The organism is Pseudoclavibacter sp. AY1H1, from assembly GCF_002931055.1.
Lineage (GTDB): Bacteria > Actinomycetota > Actinomycetes > Actinomycetales > Microbacteriaceae > Pseudoclavibacter.
The window spans coordinates 162,637-179,846 of the sequence record NZ_PSXX01000001.1 but is presented as its reverse complement, the minus strand read 5'-3'; the positions used below and the strand labels follow the sequence as shown (position 1 = coordinate 179,846).

Annotated in this window: 16 protein-coding genes and 1 tRNA gene; 7 read left to right on the top strand and 10 right to left on the bottom strand. The window is 69.5% G+C overall.

The genetic code is table 11. The annotated features are described in order from the left end of the window. Positions 1 to 112 precede the first annotated feature (112 nt). Both C5E05_RS00800 and C5E05_RS00795 read left to right on the top strand, forming a co-directional pair. Positions 113 to 194, top strand: a tRNA-Leu gene (locus C5E05_RS00800). A gap of 155 nt (positions 195 to 349) precedes the next feature. Beyond that, positions 350 to 1,726, top strand: coding sequence for an aspartate aminotransferase family protein (locus C5E05_RS00795; protein WP_104298587.1), 1,377 nt, complete (start codon positions 350 to 352; stop codon positions 1,724 to 1,726). Between the two features lie 311 nt (positions 1,727 to 2,037). On the opposite strand, the gene rdgB is transcribed toward C5E05_RS00795, so the two are convergent. From rdgB to murI, 3 genes are read right to left on the bottom strand one after another with little or no spacing between them, the layout of a single operon-like run. Continuing rightward, a complete protein-coding gene (rdgB, locus tag C5E05_RS00790; protein ID WP_104340845.1) occupies positions 2,038 to 2,661 on the bottom strand; it encodes an RdgB/HAM1 family non-canonical purine NTP pyrophosphatase in 624 nt (207 codons plus the stop codon). Next, positions 2,658 to 3,389 (bottom strand): ribonuclease PH, encoded by a 732-nt coding sequence (rph, locus tag C5E05_RS00785; RefSeq protein ID WP_104241552.1) that lies wholly within the window; start codon positions 3,387 to 3,389, stop codon positions 2,658 to 2,660. The genes rdgB and rph overlap by 4 nt, the downstream gene beginning before the upstream one ends. Before the next feature lie 50 nt (positions 3,390 to 3,439). After that, positions 3,440 to 4,273 (bottom strand): glutamate racemase, encoded by an 834-nt coding sequence (gene murI / locus C5E05_RS00780; protein ID WP_104340844.1) that lies wholly within the window; start codon positions 4,271 to 4,273, stop codon positions 3,440 to 3,442. Positions 4,274 to 4,363: 90 nt separating this feature from the next. On the opposite strand from murI, the gene C5E05_RS00775 reads away from it, so the two are divergent. After that, positions 4,364 to 5,704, top strand: a complete 1,341-nt coding sequence (locus tag C5E05_RS00775) for a nicotinate phosphoribosyltransferase (RefSeq protein ID WP_104340843.1) — start codon at positions 4,364 to 4,366, stop codon at positions 5,702 to 5,704. Positions 5,705 to 5,814: 110 nt separating this feature from the next. On the opposite strand, the gene C5E05_RS00770 is transcribed toward C5E05_RS00775, so the two are convergent. Genes C5E05_RS00770 through C5E05_RS00760 form a run of 3 tightly spaced genes read right to left on the bottom strand, consistent with a single transcriptional unit; the run spans position 5,815 to position 8,750 of the window. Further along, the gene (locus C5E05_RS00770; protein WP_104242105.1) at positions 5,815 to 6,105 is read right to left on the bottom strand and encodes a DUF3039 domain-containing protein; all 291 of its coding nucleotides are present in this window, start codon (positions 6,103 to 6,105) and stop codon (positions 5,815 to 5,817) included. Positions 6,106 to 6,147: 42 nt separating this feature from the next. After that, on the bottom strand, positions 6,148 to 7,719 hold the full coding sequence (locus tag C5E05_RS00765; protein ID WP_104340842.1) for a hypothetical protein: 1,572 nt from the start codon (positions 7,717 to 7,719) through the stop codon (positions 6,148 to 6,150). Further along, positions 7,695 to 8,750, bottom strand: coding sequence for an ABC transporter ATP-binding protein (locus C5E05_RS00760; RefSeq protein ID WP_308471423.1), 1,056 nt, complete (start codon positions 8,748 to 8,750; stop codon positions 7,695 to 7,697). Before C5E05_RS00760 ends, C5E05_RS00765 begins: the two co-directional genes overlap by 25 nt. Before the next feature lie 131 nt (positions 8,751 to 8,881). On the opposite strand from C5E05_RS00760, the gene C5E05_RS00755 reads away from it, so the two are divergent. Then, a complete protein-coding gene (locus tag C5E05_RS00755; protein WP_104340841.1) occupies positions 8,882 to 9,778 on the top strand; it encodes a hypothetical protein in 897 nt (298 codons plus the stop codon). A gap of 9 nt (positions 9,779 to 9,787) precedes the next feature. On the opposite strand, the gene C5E05_RS00750 is transcribed toward C5E05_RS00755, so the two are convergent. After that, a complete protein-coding gene (locus C5E05_RS00750) occupies positions 9,788 to 11,104 on the bottom strand; it encodes a S1C family serine protease (RefSeq protein WP_181059260.1) in 1,317 nt (438 codons plus the stop codon). 139 nt (positions 11,105 to 11,243) lie between these two features. On the opposite strand from C5E05_RS00750, the gene C5E05_RS00745 reads away from it, so the two are divergent. Further along, positions 11,244 to 12,449, top strand: coding sequence for an aminotransferase class I/II-fold pyridoxal phosphate-dependent enzyme (locus C5E05_RS00745; RefSeq protein ID WP_104340839.1), 1,206 nt, complete (start codon positions 11,244 to 11,246; stop codon positions 12,447 to 12,449). Between the two features lie 4 nt (positions 12,450 to 12,453). Here C5E05_RS00745 and C5E05_RS00740 read toward each other — a convergent pair whose 3' ends face one another. Continuing rightward, positions 12,454 to 13,338: a carbon-nitrogen hydrolase family protein gene (locus C5E05_RS00740; protein ID WP_104340838.1), complete on the bottom strand. Its 885-nt coding sequence runs from the start codon at positions 13,336 to 13,338 to the stop codon at positions 12,454 to 12,456. 147 nt (positions 13,339 to 13,485) lie between these two features. Between C5E05_RS00740 and C5E05_RS00735 the strand changes: the two genes are divergently transcribed. Further along, a complete protein-coding gene (locus tag C5E05_RS00735) occupies positions 13,486 to 13,866 on the top strand; it encodes a hypothetical protein (protein ID WP_104298579.1) in 381 nt (126 codons plus the stop codon). A gap of 171 nt (positions 13,867 to 14,037) precedes the next feature. Here the strand turns inward: C5E05_RS00735 and C5E05_RS00730 are convergent, their stop codons facing one another. Both C5E05_RS00730 and hisC read right to left on the bottom strand, forming a co-directional pair. Next, positions 14,038 to 15,327, bottom strand: a complete 1,290-nt coding sequence (locus C5E05_RS00730) for an ATP-binding protein (RefSeq protein WP_104298578.1) — start codon at positions 15,325 to 15,327, stop codon at positions 14,038 to 14,040. Beyond that, positions 15,324 to 16,391: a histidinol-phosphate transaminase gene (gene hisC, locus C5E05_RS00725; RefSeq protein ID WP_104340837.1), complete on the bottom strand. Its 1,068-nt coding sequence runs from the start codon at positions 16,389 to 16,391 to the stop codon at positions 15,324 to 15,326. Before hisC ends, C5E05_RS00730 begins: the two co-directional genes overlap by 4 nt. Before the next feature lie 69 nt (positions 16,392 to 16,460). Here hisC and C5E05_RS00720 point away from each other — a divergent pair, with 69 nt between their 5' ends. Continuing rightward, positions 16,461 to 17,201, top strand: a complete 741-nt coding sequence (locus C5E05_RS00720) for an SOS response-associated peptidase (protein WP_104340836.1) — start codon at positions 16,461 to 16,463, stop codon at positions 17,199 to 17,201. Positions 17,202 to 17,210: the final 9 nt, after the last annotated feature.

The following is a 17,210-nucleotide window of genomic DNA, read 5'->3' as shown; positions in this document are numbered from 1 at the left end:
GCCCAAGACTCGAAAACGCCGCAGGAGTTATCCACAGGCCTTGCGCGTCGCGGCTTCTCGGCGCTGCAGCGCCGCCATAGACTGGCCTCAGCACACGGGTTCGCTCGTGCTTGCGGGAGTGGTGAAATTGGCAGACACGCAGGATTTAGGTTCCTGTGCTTTCGAGCGTGCGGGTTCAAGTCCCGCCTTCCGCACTGTCCTTGATCTCGGTTCCCTGCGTCCAGCTGCCCGCCTGCGTGCGAGCGCGACTCAGGCGCTTGAAGCTCCTCCGACTCGACAGTCTGTCTGTTCCGGCGCTCCCGACCAACGGGTACGGTTCCAGTATCAGCACTGAGAAGGAGCATCGACGATGACCGAATTCAACGAAGCAGACCTGCAGCAGAAAGCCAAAGATCACCTCTGGATGCACTTCTCGCGCCAGTCCGTGATGGAAGACGGCGCCGGGGTGCCGATCATCGTCAAGGGCGACGGGCACCACATCTGGGATTCGAAGGGCAACAAGTACTTCGACGGCCTCTCCGGCCTCTTCGTCGTCAACGCTGGCCACGGCCGCCAGCGCCTCGCCGAGACCGCCGCCAAGCAGGCCGCGGAGCTCGCGTTCTTCCCCATCTGGTCGTACGCCCACCCGAACGCCATCGAACTCGCCGACCGCCTCGCCGACTACGCGCCAGGCGACCTCAACCGCGTCTTCTTCTCCACGGGCGGCGGCGAAGCCGTCGAGACCGCCTTCAAGCTCGCCAAGTACTACTGGAAGCTGCAGGGACAGCCCACCAAGCACAAGGTCATCTCCCGCTCGGTGGCCTACCACGGCACGCCGCAGGGCGCCCTCGCCATCACGGGCATCCCCGCGATGAAGGCGATGTTCGAACCGCTCACCCCCGGCGGCTTCCGCGTGCCGAACACGAACTTCTACCGCGCTCCCGAGCACGGCGACAACCTCGTCGAGTTCGGCCAGTGGGCCGCGAACCGCATCGAGGAGATGATCCTCTTCGAAGGACCAGAGACCGTCGCGGCGGTGTTCCTCGAGCCTGTCCAGAACTCCGGCGGCTGCTTCACGCCTCCCCCCGGCTACTTCCAGCGCGTGCGCGAGATCTGCACGAAGTACGACGTGCTGCTCGTCGCCGACGAGGTGATCACCGGATTCGGCCGCATCGGCGACATGTTCGCATCCACCACGTACGACATCCAGCCCGACATGATCACCTGCGCCAAGGGCATGACCAGCGGCTACTCCCCGATCGGCGCCACCATCGTGAGCGACCGCATCTACGAGCCTTTCAAGCACGGCCAGACGTCGTTCTCGCACGGCTACACCTTCGGCGGGCACCCCGTCTCCGCAGCCGTCGCCCTCGAGAACCTGAACATCTTCGAGGAGGAACGCCTCACGCAGAACGTCAAGGAGAACTCGCCGCACTTCCGCGCGGCTCTCGAGAAGCTCCTCGACATCCCCATCGTCGGCGACGTCCGCGGCGACGGGTACTTCTTCGGCATCGAGCTCGTCAAGGACAAGGACACCCGAGAGACCTTCAACGACGAGGAATCCGAGCGCCTCCTGCGCGGCTTCCTCTCAAAGGCACTCTTCGACGCGGGCCTCTACTGCCGCGCCGACGACCGAGGCGACCCCGTCATCCAGCTCGCCCCGCCCCTCACCATCGGGCAGGCAGAATTCGACGAGATCGAGCAGACACTGCGCGGCGTGCTCACCGAGGCCAGCTCACTCCTCTAACGCGGTCGGCTCGGGGCTCCGCACGCGAAGTCTCGCGCCCGCTCCTCAGCCTCGGGATGGCTTTCACGCTTCCGGATGGGTTGCTTTCCATCCGGAAGCGAGGAACCCATCCCGAAGCCGTTCGCTGGGCGGAAAGACCACGGCCGTCGGCGGGGAGCTCAGCGCGGATGCACGTGCGGCTCCGGCACGCGGACGCGGTCGCGTGATGGACCCGGGACGCGAAAAACTCAGCCCCGGGATGGCTTTCACGCTTCCGGATGGGTTGCTTTCCATCCGCAAGCGAGAAACCCATCCCGAAGCTGTTCGCGGGGCTACAGGCCGAGGGCCGCGCGCAACTTCGGCGCGAGCGCGTCGAACGCGCGGCGGCGGTGGCTCGAGGCGTCCTTCTCGGCGTCCGTGAGGTCAGCGGCTGAGCCTTCGGCACCGTCGGGCTGGAAGATGGGGTCATAGCCGAAACCGTGGTCCCCGCTCCGCTGCTCGAGGATGCGGCCGGGCCACACGCCGAGCACGGCCTCGCTCAGCTCCTCGCCCGTCGCCGAGGCAGACGCCGGCACGACCAGCGCCGCCGCCGCGACGAACTGCGCCGCGCGGTTCGGATGCGACACGTCGCTCAGCTGCCACAGCAGCAGCTCGAGGTTCTCCTTCGCGTCCTTCGCGGGCCCCGACCAGCGGGCGGAGAAGATGCCGGGCGAGCCGCCGAGCACGTCCACCGAGATGCCCGAATCGTCGGCCAGCGCCGGGAGCCCCGTGTGCTCTGCCGCGGCGCGTGCCTTGAGGAGCGCGTTGCTCTCGAAGCTGAGACCGGTCTCGCGCGGCTCGGGGCCGTCGTAGGCGACGAGCTCGATGCCGTCGAGCTGCGCGCCCAGGATGCGTCGCAGCTCGATCAGCTTGTGCGAGTTGTGGGAGGCGAGGACAACCCGGACCGGCTCGCTCATGCCTTGAGCGCCTCGTTCTGCAGCTCCGTGAGCGTCGCCGTGCCCGCGAGGGCGATATCGAGGAGACGGTCGAGCTCCTCGCGGTCGAACGGCGCGCCCTCGGCGGTGCCCTGCACCTCGATGAGCTTGCCGTCGCCCGTCGCGACGACGTTCATGTCCGTGCCGGCGCGGACGTCCTCGACGTAGGCCAGGTCGAGCAGCGGGACGCCGTCGACGATGCCCACCGAGATCGCGGCAACCGAGCGCGTGAGCACGTTCGCCTTCGCCGGCACGTGCTTGTTGGCCTTCGCCCACTCGATCGACTGGGCCAGCGCCACGTACGCGCCAGTGATCGCCGCGGTGCGCGTTCCGCCGTCGGCCTGCAGCACGTCGCAGTCGATGACGATCGTGTTCTCGCCGAGCGCCGACATGTCGACGGCGGCGCGCAGCGAGCGGCCGACGAGGCGGGAGATCTCGTGCGTGCGGCCGCCGATCTTGCCCTTCACGGACTCACGGCTGTTGCGGTCGTTCGTGGCGCGCGGGAGCATCGCGTACTCGGCAGTGACCCAGCCCTTGCCCTGCCCCTTGAGCCAGCGCGGCACGCCGGGCGTGAACGACGCCGTGCAGAGCACCTTCGTCTTCCCGAACGAGATGAGGGCCGAGCCCTCGGCCTGCTCGCTCCAGCCCTTCTCGATCGTCACGGGGCGAAGCTGGTCGTGGGTGCGGCCGTCTGCGCGTGCTTCGGTCATTGGTCCCTCCAAGGGCTCGGATGCGGTGCTGGAAATCGGGGCGCGGCGCGTCAGGGGCGGCGCATCGACGGCGGCAGGTTGATGGCCTCCGTCATGAGTCGCTCCACGTGGCGCACGTCGGGGCCGAGGAAGCGACCGGCGAGGTTCACGAACGCCTCCGTGTTCTCGCCCGTCGCCCGGTAGGAGTACTGCGGGGCTCGCCCGCTGGCGTTGAGGAGGCCGTTCGAGGCGAGCACGCGGTACACGTCCTGCGCCGTCTCCACGTCGCTCGAGACGAGGCGGACGTCCGGGCCGAGCACGTAGCCGAGCACGCCCTTCAGGAACGGATAGTGCGTGCATCCGAGGACGACGGTGTCGACGCCGGCCGCCTTGATGGGCGCCAGATACTCCTCGGCGTGCTGCACCAGCTCTGGGCTCGTCGTGTCGCCTCGCTCCACGTACTCCACGAACAGCGGGCAGGCCTGCGAGAAGATCTTGAGGTGGGGGGCCGCCGCGAACGCGTCGTCGTACGCACGTGACGACAGGGTCGCCTCGGTGCAGAGCACCCCGATGCGGTTGTTGTGCGTCGCGCTCACGGCAGCGCGCACGGCCGGCGCGATGACCTCCACGACCGGCACGTCGTAGCGTTCACGCGCATCCCGCAGCACCGCGGCAGACGCGGTGTTGCAGGCGATGACGAGCATCTTGACGTCCTGCTCGACGAGCTCGTCGAGGACCGCGAGCGACAGACGCCTGACGTCGGCGATCGGCTTCGGGCCATACGGCGTGTGCTCGGTGTCTCCGACGTAGAGGAGCGACTCCCCCGGCAGCTGCGCCCGGATCTCCCTCGCGACCGTCAGCCCGCCGACACCAGAGTCAAATACGCCGATCGGTGCCTCGCTCATGAGTGCCGAGTCTACTCCCAGGCATCAGTTGGGGCGGATGCGCACGCCGAGCACCCTTGCGCGCCCCGCGGCTGCGCCTAGGCTGGGGCGGTGACTTCCGAACGGCCGTCTACCGGCTTCCTCACCGACCAGTACGAGTTCACGATGATCGATGCCGCGGTTCACGCCGGCACCGCCGATCGTGACAGCGTCTTCGAGCTCTTCGGGAGGCGCCTGCCGAGCGGGCGCCGCTACGGAGTCGTGGCGGGGGTCGGGCGCGCGCTCGAGCTGCTGCGCGACTTCCGCTTCGGGGACGCCGAGCTGGCGCACCTCCGCGAGCACTCGATCGTCTCCCCCAAGACCCTCGACTGGCTCGCGGACTACCGCTTCTCTGGCACCATCCGCGGCTACCGCGAGGGCGAGATCTACTTCCCCGGCTCCCCCATCCTCGAGGTTCGCTCGAGCTTCGCCGAGGGCGTCATCCTCGAGACGCTCCTGCTGAGCATCTACAACTACGACTGCGCGGTCGCCTCCGCCGCCGCACGCATGGTCTCCGTCGCCCGAGGCCGTCCGCTTGCCGAGATGGGCTCGCGCCGCACCGGTGAGCGCTCGGCGGTCGCGGCGGCCCGCGCCGCCTACATCGCCGGATTCAAGGCCACGAGCAACCTGGAGGCCGGACGCAGCTGGGGTGTGCCGACGATGGGAACCGCCGCGCACTCGTTCACCCTGCTGCACGACTCCGAGCGCGAGGCGTTCGCCTCGCAGGTCGCCACCCTCGGTGCCGGCACGACGCTGCTCGTCGACACGTACGACGTTCGCGAGGGCGTGCGCCTCGCGGTCGAGGTCGCCGGCCGAGAGCTGGGCGGCGTGCGCCTCGACTCCGGCGACCTGCCGACGCTCGTCGCGGAGGTGCGCGCGCAGCTCGACGAGCTCGGCAACACCGCGACCAGCATCACGGTCACGAACGACCTCGATGAGTTCGCCATCGCGGGACTCGGTGCGAGCCCCGTCGACTCGTTCGGCGTCGGCACGAGCGTCGTCACTGGCTCGGGCTCCGTCGCCTCCGGCATGGTCTACAAGCTCGTCGCCCGCCGCGGCGAGGACGGCGAGTGGGTGTCGGTCGCCAAGCGTTCCACGGGCAAGGTCAGCGTGGGCGGCGAGAAGTTCCCCGTCCGCCGCCGCGACGAGCACGGGATCGCCGAGGCCGAGGTCGTCGGCATCGGCGCTCCCCCTGTCTCCGACAAGAGCGACCGCTCGCTGCTCGTCGACCTCGTCGTCGACGGTGTCATCAACGAGGAGTACACGGGCCAGGCTGGCGTGCAGAGCGCCCGAGAGCACCACCGCACCGCCATCGACGAACTGCCGATCGGCGCGCTCCGCCTCCACGCGGGCGAGGCCGCCCTCCCGACGGTCTTCGTCGAGCAGGACGGCCGCGAGACCGTCTGGGTCTGACAGCCCCACCCGGCACCTCGACGCCGGACAGCACAACGGCCGCGAACCCATCTCGGGTTCGCGGCCGTCGCGCGTGCGGGTGAGCCTCGTGCATCCGGTGGATGCGCGGCTCAGCCCTTCATCTTGTCGTACACCGCCTTGCAGTTCGGGCAGACGGGGAAGCGGTCGGGGTTGCTGTTCGGCAGCCACTTCTTGCCGCATAGCGCGCGCACCGGCTTGCCCGTCACCGCCGACTCGAGGATCTTCTCCTTGCGCACGTAGTGCGAGAACTTGTCGTGATCGCCCGGGTCGTCGGTCTGCTCCTCGTTGAGGAGCTGCTCGAGCTCGCGATCGAGGATCGCCGTGCCGCCGCCGGTCTCGTCTGGCCCGCCGGGGCCCGTTGGGGTGCTGGAGAACGTCATGCCGATCATCTTAGAACGCAAACCGCGGGCCCTACCGGATGGCTACGCGCTCTGCGCGAACGCCATGATCTCGCTGGAGCGGCGCTCGAACTGCCTGGCGCCCGCGTTCAAGCCCACGATGAGGACGATGAGCCCCACCACGACACCCCAGCCGAGGGCGACGAAGTTCCACCAGGACTCGCCGCCGTTGAGGGCGACGAGGCCCGCGTAGACGGACGGGCCCATGAGGAGGATCGCGATGAAGCCGGTCGTGGGGTGCCAGAACACGCCGGATCCCCAAGACCGCACGGGCTGGCTGAACGGCGAGTCGCCCGGTCGCGCCACCGGATACGGGTGCAGCACGCTGCCGATGCTCGAGAAGCCCGTCGCCGCGAAGAGCAAGCCGAGCGACAGGCCGACGAGGGCGAGGATCGTGCCCCACTCGCCCACGATGAGCCAGGTCACGAGTGCGCCGAGCACGACGACCACCGTGCCGAAGACGAGCGTCGGGAGGGCGCGACCGAAGCGGTCGGAGAGCCCGGACATGCCGCTCGTCACGTGCATCCACACCGCAGAGCCGTCGAAGGCGAGATCGTTGTGGAGGGTCCACCCGATGAAGAACGCCAGCAGCGGCAAGGGAAGCAGCGCCAGGTGCCGCGGCTCGACGCCGACGACCGCCAGCGGGATCAGGGCGAGCAGCGGGATGAGGATGATCGAGACGTTGACGACGACGTACCGCGGGTCGCGCATCCAGTACGTGACCGTCCGCGCCGCAACGACAAGCGCAGGCGAGCGGCCGAAGGCGCCGAACGCGCCGAGATCGACGAGCTCGGTCTCGTCGCCGCCGAGCGCAGCGGAGGCGACTCGGCCGGCGACGACCTGCCAGAGCACGAGCAGCACGACGAGCGTGACCGCACCGATGCCGAGCTGCCCGAAGGCGAGCTGCAGGTCTCCGCCTGTCGCACTCGCCGCTGCCGCCCACGGGGCCGCGATGGGAGAGAGCGAGAGCACCTCGAGCGCGGCGCTGACGGCCTCGTGCTCACCCAGCTGCCAGTCGACGGACACCGCGACGAACACGATGGGCGACGCGAGGAGCAGGAGCACCAGGACAAGCGCTGCGCGGGCGTCGCTCACGAGCCGCCTGGCCCGCAGGTCCTCACCGACGAGGCCAGCGAGGCGCGACAGCACGACGAGCGTCGCGAGGACCAGCGCGGCGCCGACGATGGCGACGAGCAGGCCTGTCGAGTCGCCGGTCCAGAGCAGGAGCCCTGCCAGCAGGACGATCGTGATCGCGAACGACGGCACGCTGACGAACGCCGTGCCGAGCGCCAGCCAGGCCGACCGCCGGGGCGAGAAGCCCATGACGGCGAGCGAGCGCGGATCGATCGCGGCGATCGGCGTCACGAAGACGCTCACGAGCCCGGTCGCGACGGTCACGAGCGAGCCAGCGATGATGGCCCCCTCGCGTTTCGCCTCGATGTCGGAGTCGAGCAGCGACAGGACCGCGAACAGGGCGAAGACGGCGGCGAGGATCGACAGCAGGAGCGTGCCGATCCATGCCCCCCGATGCTGCGAGTCGCGCCGAGCTCCGTTGCGGATCGACTGCAGCTTCAGTTGAAGGAGATGTCCAGCCAATCGAGCCCCTCCATCTGTGGCGTGCCGCGCACGAGGTCGCGGAAGCGTTCTTCGAGTGTGATGTTGCCGCGCACTTCGCTCACCGTGCCGGAAGCGAGGAGCTCGCCCCGAACGATCACGGCGACGTGGTCGCAGACGCGCTGCACGAGGTCCATGCTGTGGCTCGAGAGCAGCACCGTTCCCCCGCGCTGCACGTACTCGAGCAGGATGTCGATGAGCTGCCCCGCCGACACCGGGTCGATCGTGTCGAACGGCTCGTCGAGCACCAGCAGCTCCGGCGAGTGGATGAGCGCGGCGGCGAGCGAGATCTTCTTCGTCATGCCCGCCGAGTAGTCGACGACGAGGCGGTTGGCGGCCGACTCGAGCTCGAAGGCGTGCACGAGCGACTCGGTTCGCGACCGCGAATCCGCGGGCGAGAGGCCGCGCAGGAGTCCCGAGTAGTAGAGGAGCTGTCCGCCCGTGAGCTGGTCGAAGAGACGCAGCCGGTCCGGGAGGATGCCGATGTGGGGATGCGCGGCCTTCGGGTTCTTCCACACGTCGAGGCCGAGCACCTCGACGGTGCCGCTCGTCGGCTTGAGCAGCCCCGTCGCCATCGACAGGGTCGTCGTCTTGCCGGCACCGTTCGGTCCGACGATGCCCGTGAAGGAGCCACGACGGACCTCGAAGGTGACGTCGTTGACGGCGACGTCCGCACCGAAGCGCTTCGTGAGGCCGGTGACGGACAGCACGGTGTCGCCGAGTTCACGGTCGGGTGCCTCGGTGACACGCGTGACGGGCGTCATCGTCGAGAGGCCCTCTGCCGTCGCGGCACCCAGCACCGGGTTCCTGACGGCAGCGGGAAGGCCGGACTCCTGCGCCGCGGCCTCCTCCTCTGCGAGCGATGAAGCGGTCACGCTGTCGTCGACGACGATCGCCTCGACCATGATCGCCTGGGGTCGACTCGCGTCGCCCTCCGGTACGTCTGGGCTGGCAGCACTCTCGTTCACATCGTCGGCGGCGCCATCGCCGACGTCTGAGCTCTTCGAAGACATCGCTCAACCGTACCAACGATCCGGCGTGCCACGCCGCCCCCGCGACTCCAAGCTCCCCCCAGGCGTGTCCTCATACACTGCTCGCGTCGCCATGCGCTCCGCGCTCGGCCGTGCCATCACGAGGAGGTCCAGTGTCAGATTCCAGCACTCCGCGCGTCAACGAAGGTGCAGACGCGGCGAACTATGCCCCGTTGCCGCCGCGCGACGAGCAGCAGGCTGCGGCAGCCGGAGAGCAGGACAAGATCTGGCTCGACCGGCTCATGGCCATCCAGCGCCCGATCGTGCTGCGACAGATCCGCATCCTCCGCGGAAAGTACCCGGATGCGACCCCGAGCGAGCTCATCAAGAAGATCGAGCAGCAGTACCTCAACGCGACGACCGTGAGCGGAGGCGCAGCTGGCGCCGCCGCGATGGTGCCGGGCGTCGGCACGGCGGCGTCCCTCGCCGTGACGGGTGTCGAGACCGCTGGCTTCCTCGAGATGACCTCCCTGTTCGGCCAGGCGGTCGCCGAGATCCACGGGCTCCCCATCTCCGACCCCGTGCGCGCGCGGACCCTCATCCAGTCCCTCATGCTCGGCAAGGCCAGCAAGAACCTCATCCAGCAGTTCGCGGGTCAGGCCTTCGGCAAGGGCCCGGCGAAGCAGGTGTTCTGGGGCGAGATCGTGACGAAGCGGCTCCCGCGCGCGATGGTCGGCGAGCTGTCCGGGCGCATCCAGTCGATGTTCCTCAAGCGCTTCGTCGTTCGCCAGTCGGCGAGCACGGTCGGGCGGCTCGTGCCGTTCGGCATCGGCGCCGTCATCGGGGGTGCCGGCAACCGGATACTCAGCAACGAGGTCGTGCGCACGTCCCGCGAGGCGTTCGGTGTGGCCCCCGCGAGCTTCCCCATCGAGCTGCACCCGCAGTTCGCCAGCTTCAAGCCGGACGACGGCGACGACCACAAGGCGCTGACGCGCGGGCCGTTCAGCTTCTTCCGGGTGCCCCTCGCGCTCACGCGGGGCAAGGGCAAGGAGACCGACGGGGTCTCCTAGGGAGTCCGCCTAGGCCGCCGCGTCGAGGGACACCTCGACCTCGATCACCTCGCCCTGGCGGACGACGGTGAGCGTGGCCACCTCACCCGCTTCGTAGACGCGGACGTGCGCGATGAGGTCGTTGGCGTTCGACACGGGGACCGTGCCAATGTACGTGACGATGTCTCCCCTGCTGAGGCCCGCGATCGAGGCGGCGCCGTTCTCCACGACGCTGTCGACGTAGGCGCCCACGATGCTCTGGCTGCTCGTCGCGACGGTCGCCGCGTTGCGCACCGTCGCCCCCAGCGCGCCGTGCGACGGCGTCTGCCCGGCCGCGAGCTGCGCGGCGATCTGGACGGCGTAGTTCGCGGGCAGCGCGAAGCCGAGGCCGATGCTGCCGCTCGAGGCGGCCTGTCCCTGGCCACCGGACTTGGTGCCCGCGATCGCCACGTTGATGCCGATGACCTCGCCGTTCGCGTTCAGCATGGCACCGCCCGAGTTGCCCGGGTTGATGGCGGCGTCCGTCTGGATGACGGGAAGCTGGACGATGCTCTTGCCCGGATCGGTGGTGGAGCTGAGGGGCGAATCGGTGGCGGCGTTCTCGTCGACCGTCGGCGGCACCGCGGCCGACGCGATCTCGATGCTGCGGTTGACCGCGGAGACGACACCCGTCGTCGCGGTGCCTGCGAGTCCGAGCGGAGCCCCGAGCACGATCGTGGACTGGCCGACGACGACCTGGTCGGAGTCGGCGAAGGAGGCGGGCTGGAGTCCGCTGGCGTCGGTCAGCCGCAGCACGGCGACGTCGGCGAGCACATCCAAGCCGACCCGAGTGGTCGTGTAGACCCGACCGTCGCTGGTCGTCGCCGTGATCTGCGCATCCGAGACCGTGCCGTCGAGCGTCACGACGTGGGCGTTGGTGATGACCAGGCCGTCGCCCGAGTAGACGACGCCAGACCCCGTCTCGGTGCGAGTCGGCGTCGAGACCGTGAGCGTGACCACGCTCGGGGCGGCCCCGACGATCGCCGCGCTGGCCTCTCCCGGCAGCGGGGCGGTCGGCTCGCTCGGGGAGCCGAGCGGCTGCGTGAGACGCTGGGCGTCCTGGTTGGGCTGGTTGAGCACATTCGCCGTGATGAGCGCCCCACTCAGCCCGCCGACGACCGCCGCGACCACCGCGATGCCCGCGACGACGAGGAGGCCGGTGCGCCGGCTGATCACGGGTGCATCGTCGTGGATGGAGTGCAGGTGGGCCCCGGCTCGGTGGCGGCCGTGCTCCTCAGCCCGCGCGGCGCTCGACTGGGTCTGCGCGCTGTTCGCGTCGGCGCCCGCAGCGGGTGATGAGTCGAGCATGAGGATCCTGACGTTCTCTCGATGCGTCGGGGCGCATCCGTGGCGCAAGTCTAGGGAGCGGACGGAGCGATCGCTCTGGTTTCGGCGGCACGTCGCGGTTCGAGATTCGATCGTGACCGGCCGATGACAGACTGGATGCATGCGCAGAGACGGACCATGGCTCCGGGCGGCCCAGGGGGCTGGCCTCCTCTCCCCGAGTGGCGAACTGCAGGGCACGGTCTTCGGCGAGATGACCGAGCTCGCCCGCACCACGGGATCGGTGAATCTGGGGCAGGGCTTCCCGGACTACGCCGGACCGCGGGAGCTGCTGGATGCGGCGATCGAGGCGATCGCGCGCGGCGAGAACCAGTACCCGCCGCCCCGGGGGACCGCAGATCTGCGCGCCGCGATCGCCGAGCACCAGCTGCGGTTCCGCGGCGTCGCGCTCGACCCCGACCGGGAAGTCCTCGTCACGGTCGGCGCCACCGAGGCACTCGCCGCGACGGTGCTCGGGCTCGTCGAGCCTGGCGAGGACATCGTGGTCCTCGAACCCCACTACGACGCGTATGGGGCGCTCGCTCGCCTCGCCGATGCCCGCCTCGTGACCGTCCCGCTCAGGTGGCCCGCGTTCCGGCCAGATCACGATGAGCTGCGGCGCGCGGTCTCCGACCGGACCCGCCTCATCATCGTCAACACGCCGCACAACCCGACGGGTGCCGTGCTCCCCCGCGAGACGCTCCAGCTCATCGTGGACCTCGCCGCGCGCCACGACGCGATCATCGTCACCGACGAGGTCTACGAGCACCTCGTCTTCGACGGAGCGCATGTCGCCATCGCCAGCCTCCCGGGGGCGGCGTCGCGCACGCTCAGCATCGGCTCGGCAGGCAAGACCTTCAGCGTGACCGGCTGGAAAGTCGGCTGGGTCACCGGGCCCGCCGCTCTCATCGAGGCGGTACTCGCGGTGAAGCAGTACCTCAGCTACGTCGGGAGCGGGCCGTTCCAGCCAGCCGTCGCTGTCGGGCTCAGAATCCCGGAGCGTCGTTTCGACGAGGAACGCCAGCGCCTCCGGGCCAAGCGCGACCTGCTCGTGACCGCGCTGCGCAGCCGCGGCTTGGAGACGGCGACTCCGGCATCCGGCTACTTCGCGATCGCCGACGCGGCGAGCATCGGGTACACGGATGCGACCGAGCTGTGCCGGCGGCTGCCGCGCGAGATCGGGGTGGTCGGCATCCCCGTCGCCGCGCTGTGCACCCCGGAGCGGCAGGGCGACTACCGCTCGCTGGTCCGCTTCGCGTTCTGCAAGAGCGACGAGGTGCTCGATGAGGGCATGCGCAGGCTCGACCGGCTGGGCGAGCTCAGCCGGTAGCGGCTCAGTCCGTCGGCGCTGCCTCGACCGGCACGACCCGGTACCTCCGGAGCTCGAGCGCCGGGTTCTGCTCGCGAACCGAGTCGAGCACCTCGAGCGACACCCAGCCGATGGAGAGCCCAGCCTCGATGCCCCCGCCCGCGATCGTCGCACCCCTGGGGTCGATGACGGCGCTGTGACCGACGCCGATGGGGGCTGGATGGTCGGCCGCAGCGAAGTAGACCGTGTTCTCGATGGCGCGGGCCGCGAGCAGGGTCGTCCAGTGATGTTCCTTCAACGGTCCGCGCACCCATTCCGCGGGGATCGCGATGAGCTCGGCCCCCGCATCCACGAGGGTCCTCGAGACCTCGGGGAACCGAAGGTCGTAGCAGGTCTGCAACCCGACCCGGACGCCGCCGACCACGAACGTCTGCGGCGCGGCCGTATCGCCGGCCACGACCCAGTCGCTCTCCTTCGCCCCGAACGCGTCGTAGAGATGCACCTTGCGGTACTGGGCGACGACCTCGCCCGTGGCATCGACGGCGACCAGCGTGTTGGCGAAGCGCTGCGGGTCCTCCGATGTCGCCACGAGCCCCGCGACGATCGTCACGCCGTGCTCTGCCGCAAGCGAGCGCATGAGCGAGACGAAGGGCCCATCGAGGTCCTGCGCGTTCCGCACGAACTCCGGCCCGAGCTCCGGCAGGAAGAAGCTCGCGTACTCGGGCACGACGATCAGCTGGGCCCCGCGGTCCGCCGCGAGAGCGACGTTCTCGCGCAGCAGCCGCTCGTTCTCCGCGAGATCCGAGCCCGGGGCGTACTGGGCGACGGCGACGGCGAGCGGAGACCGCTTGGCCGCGCCGCCGCGTGCACTGGCGGTCGCATCGAGGGGGGCAGGCGCGTCGAGTGGCATGACGCGAGCCTACGTCGAGCGCCGGGACGCGGGAAACTCTTCACCAAGGTGTCATCCGCGACGCACCGGCCTCAGCTTGTCTGGGCGCTCGGTCACGAGTACCTTCATTCTGCGAGCGGTGCGCTCGCAGTCACGAGGAGTCGCCCCATGCCTACCTACGCCGTGCTCTTGAAATACGAGGTCGTCTCGGCGCTCGTCATCGAAGCCGAATCCGAAGACGAAGCGGCGAAGATCGCCAACGAGTTCGAGTCGGAGGCACACGACGCCGTCGAGGACACCGACGACGTCCGCGTCTCCTCCCGCCTGTGGGGCGACGGCACCCTCGAGGTGCAGTCCGCCTCCGACGACGAAGCCGCAGAAGACCTCCTCGACGAGTGGATCGACGAGATCGAGAGCGAGCTCGAGGACTCCGACGAGGACGACGACCTCGACGAGGTCGAAGCAGAGCTCGACCCGGCCGGCGATGACGAGGTCGACGACTTCGACATCACGTCCGACGACGAAGACAGCGCAGCCAAGAAGGCCTAGCCTCAGCTGCACGGAAGAGGGGCCGGATGCATCGCATCCGGCCCCTCTTCTTCGCTTGAACGCGCGGTCCGCGGCCGGCCGCTGTCCAACTTCGGTGCGATATTCGGCCGATGGCGCCGGAACCGCGGCCTTCGACGCCGTTGTGCACTGATGTTGGACAGCCGAGCCCCGCTACACGCGGGCGATCGCCGAGATGTCCTCCTCGAACTCACGCTCGACCTCACTCGACACGGTCGTTCGCGTCGAGGAGATGGCGGCGAGGAAGTCGTCCGTGGTGGGGCCGAGCGGCACCACGTCGCCGGAGTTGCGCGCGGCGACGGCACGCTCGAGCGCGACCTGCGAAGCACGGCGCGCGGCGAACTCGATGTCGGCGGGCGAGTATCCGCTCGTCTGCTCGACAAGCGCGGGCACGTCGACGGAGTCGCTCACCGACTCGGGCACGTACCGCTCCCAGATCGCGCGTCGCGCGGCGGCATCCGGCAGCCCGATGGGGATGACGTAGTCGAAGCGGCCGTGGCGAAGGAACGCCTGGTCGAGGGCGCGGATGAAGTTGGTGGCGCAGATGAGGAGTCGCCCTGGCTTCTCCCGGAAGGCTGGGATGATCTTCAGGAGCTCGTTGGTGACGCCCTGCGTGGGCGACGGCGGCTCCCCGCCTCGGTGCGACGCGATCTCCTCGACCTCGTCGATGAAGACGACGGCATGCTCGAGCGACTCGACCTGCTCGAACGTCTCGCGCAGCTCGCCGGCGAGGCCACGCGGCGACGCCGACAGGCGGGACGGGAAGACCTCGACGAACGGCCAGCCGAGACGGGAGGCGATGCCCTTGGCGAAGGTCGTCTTGCCCGTGCCCGGAGGGCCGAAGAGCACGATCGCGCGAGGCGGCACGACGCCGTACTCCTCGGCGAGGTCGGGGTCGCTGAGCGGCAGCACGAGTCGTCGCTCGAGCACGTCCTTCTCGTGCTGCATGCCGCCGATCGCGTCCCAGCGGTCGGAAGGCAGGATGCGGCCGCCAAGCTCGCGAAGGGCCACCATCTCCTGCTGCTTGACGCGGATCTCACGTTCGAAGTAGCGCAGGTGGCGTTTGTCGGCGAACCCTGCCTTCGTGAGCGCCCCCACCTGCGTCTGCTCGTCAGGAACGAGGATCGTGAGCTTCTGCAGCCCGTGCTGGGCCATCCGCTGCTCGAGGGAGGCGAGCAGCGCGCCGCCGATTCCGCGGCGGCGCCATTCGTCGTCGGTCCCGAAGAACACGATCCAGCCCTGGTCGTGGGCCGCCCGCGCAACCGCGACGCCGACGATCTTCTCGCCGGCGACCGCGACGACGGCGGTGTCCTTGCGGGTCGAGGCGATGACCTCGCTGAGGCCGTACACGGGCTCCGTGCCGGAGCGGCGGTGCTGCTCCCAGAGGCGGAGCAGCGCGTCCATGTCCGTCGGCTGGAAATCGCGGATGCGCCAGGTGCTCATCGTGTCGCCTCCTGTCTGACTCCCGCGAGCGCGGCGAGTGCGCGGCGGTTGGCTTCCGGCGAGCCGATGGTGATGCGGATGCCTTCGCCGGGGAAGGCGCGGGCGAGCACGCCGGAGCGGGTGAGTGCGGCGTCGATGAGCTCGGTGTCGTCGCCGAGCCTGAGCCAGACGAAGTTCGCCTGGGATTCGCCCACGTTCCAGCCCTGGGCCCGGAGCTCCTCGGTGACGCGGGCGCGTTCGCTGACGATGTCGTCGATGCGCTCACCGAGCTCGGCTTCGGCGTCGAGGGAGGCGAGGGCGGCGGTCTGGGCGAGGGCGGAGACCGCGAAGGGCACGGAGACCTTGCGGAGGTTGGCTGCGACGTCTGCCTGGGCGACGGCGTAGCCGATGCGGAGTCCTGCGAGGCCGTAGGCCTTGGAGAAGGTGTGCAGGACGGCGACGTTGGGGAACTCCCGGTAGAGGTCGATGCCGATGGCGGTCTCCGCGTCGCGGTTGAAGTGCTCGTAGGCCTCGTCGATGACGACGAGCACGTCGCTGGGGACGCGCGTGATGAATGCACGGACCTCGGCGTGGGTGAGGGTCGCTCCCGTGGGGTTGTTGGGGTTGCAGACGAAGATGATCGCGGTGCGGTCGGTGATGGCGTCGACCATGGCGTCGAGGTCGTGGCGCTCGTCGGCGGTGAGGGGCACCTGCACCGGCGTCGCTCCTGCGCCGATCGCGATGATCGGGTACGCCTCGAAGCTGCGCCAGGCGAACATGACCTCGTCGCCTTGTCCCGCGCTGGCCTGGACGAGCTGTGTGGCCACCTCGACGGAGCCTGCTCCGAAGACGATGTTCTCGGGTTCGACGCCCTGGAGCGTCGCGACGCGCGAGGTGAGTTCCGGTGCCGCCATGGACGGGTAGAGGTGGATGCGCTCGAGCTCTTCGGCAACGGCCGCGCGCACGGAGGCGAGCGGCGGGAACGGGTTCTCGTTGGAGGAGAGCTTGACGACGTCGCTGGTGCTCGGCATGGCACCCTGCTTGTAGGCGGGGATGCTGTCGAGGGCGCTGCGCTGCTTGACCATGCACTGAGCGTACAGAGAATCCGAAGCTTGCAGCGCGCGCCGTGGGCGGCGCTGTCGTAGCGTTGGGCCATGTGCGGTCGCTATGTCACCCCAGCAGTCGAGCACGTCGAGGCGCTCTTCGATATCGAGGCCCTCGGCGCTGATCTGCCGGAGCCGTCGTTCAACACTCCCCCGACCGACCCGGTCCCCGTGGTGGTGGAGCCCGAGCCCAAGGGCGGTGGGGCCGCGGTTCGCCGCGTCGAGCGTGCGAGGTGGGGGCTGCTGCCGCCGTTCGCGAAGGATCCGAGCTTCTCGTCGAAGGCGTTCAATGCGCGCATCGAGACGGTGCTGGAGAAGCCGACGTTCCGTGGGCCGGTGAAGCAGCGGCGAGCGATCGTGCCCGCTGTCGGCTACTACGAGTGGCGCAAGAAGGCAGATGGCACGAAGTCCGGGTCGAAGACGCCGTTCTTCATCCACCCGGAGCACGACGACGAGCTCATCGCGTTCGCTGGCCTGTACTCCTGGTGGGCGGACCCCACGAAGCCCGGCGATGATCCGTCCAGGTGGATGCTGACGACGACGATCCTGACGCGGGGGTCGACGGGTGAGCTGGCGAGCATCCATGACCGCATGCCGCTCATGCTGCCGCGCGCGCTCTGGGATGCGTGGCTCGACCAGTCGGTGGTGGGCACGCAGGGGCTGCTCGACGAGGCGAGCCAGGCGGGTGTCGAGCTGGCGTCGACGCTCGCCATGCACGAGGTCGGCCCCGAGGTGGGTCGGGTGTCGAGCACGGGGCCGCAGCTGATGGCCCCCGTCAGCACGCCGGGGTAGTCAGCGAGG

Bases quoted from the DNA above. Each gene is read 5' to 3' on its own strand.
- rph (WP_104241552.1), bottom strand. From the start codon at position 3,389: ATGACCGAAGCACGCGCAGACGGCCGCACCCACGACCAGCTTCGCCCC.
- C5E05_RS00730 (WP_104298578.1), bottom strand. From the start codon at position 15,327: ATGAGCACCTGGCGCATCCGCGATTTCCAGCCGACGGACATGGACGCG.
- hisC (WP_104340837.1), bottom strand. From the start codon at position 16,391: ATGGTCAAGCAGCGCAGCGCCCTCGACAGCATCCCCGCCTACAAGCAG.
- C5E05_RS00740 (WP_104340838.1), bottom strand. From the start codon at position 13,338: ATGCCACTCGACGCGCCTGCCCCCCTCGATGCGACCGCCAGTGCACGC.
- C5E05_RS00720 (WP_104340836.1), top strand. From the start codon at position 16,461: ATGTGCGGTCGCTATGTCACCCCAGCAGTCGAGCACGTCGAGGCGCTC.
- C5E05_RS00760 (WP_308471423.1), bottom strand. From the start codon at position 8,750: ATGTCTTCGAAGAGCTCAGACGTCGGCGATGGCGCCGCCGACGATGTG.
- C5E05_RS00735 (WP_104298579.1), top strand. From the start codon at position 13,486: ATGCCTACCTACGCCGTGCTCTTGAAATACGAGGTCGTCTCGGCGCTC.
- C5E05_RS00770 (WP_104242105.1), bottom strand. From the start codon at position 6,105: ATGACGTTCTCCAGCACCCCAACGGGCCCCGGCGGGCCAGACGAGACC.
- murI (WP_104340844.1), bottom strand. From the start codon at position 4,273: ATGAGCGAGGCACCGATCGGCGTATTTGACTCTGGTGTCGGCGGGCTG.
- C5E05_RS00750 (WP_181059260.1), bottom strand. From the start codon at position 11,104: ATGCTCGACTCATCACCCGCTGCGGGCGCCGACGCGAACAGCGCGCAG.
- C5E05_RS00745 (WP_104340839.1), top strand. From the start codon at position 11,244: ATGCGCAGAGACGGACCATGGCTCCGGGCGGCCCAGGGGGCTGGCCTC.
- C5E05_RS00795 (WP_104298587.1), top strand. From the start codon at position 350: ATGACCGAATTCAACGAAGCAGACCTGCAGCAGAAAGCCAAAGATCAC.
- rdgB (WP_104340845.1), bottom strand. From the start codon at position 2,661: ATGAGCGAGCCGGTCCGGGTTGTCCTCGCCTCCCACAACTCGCACAAG.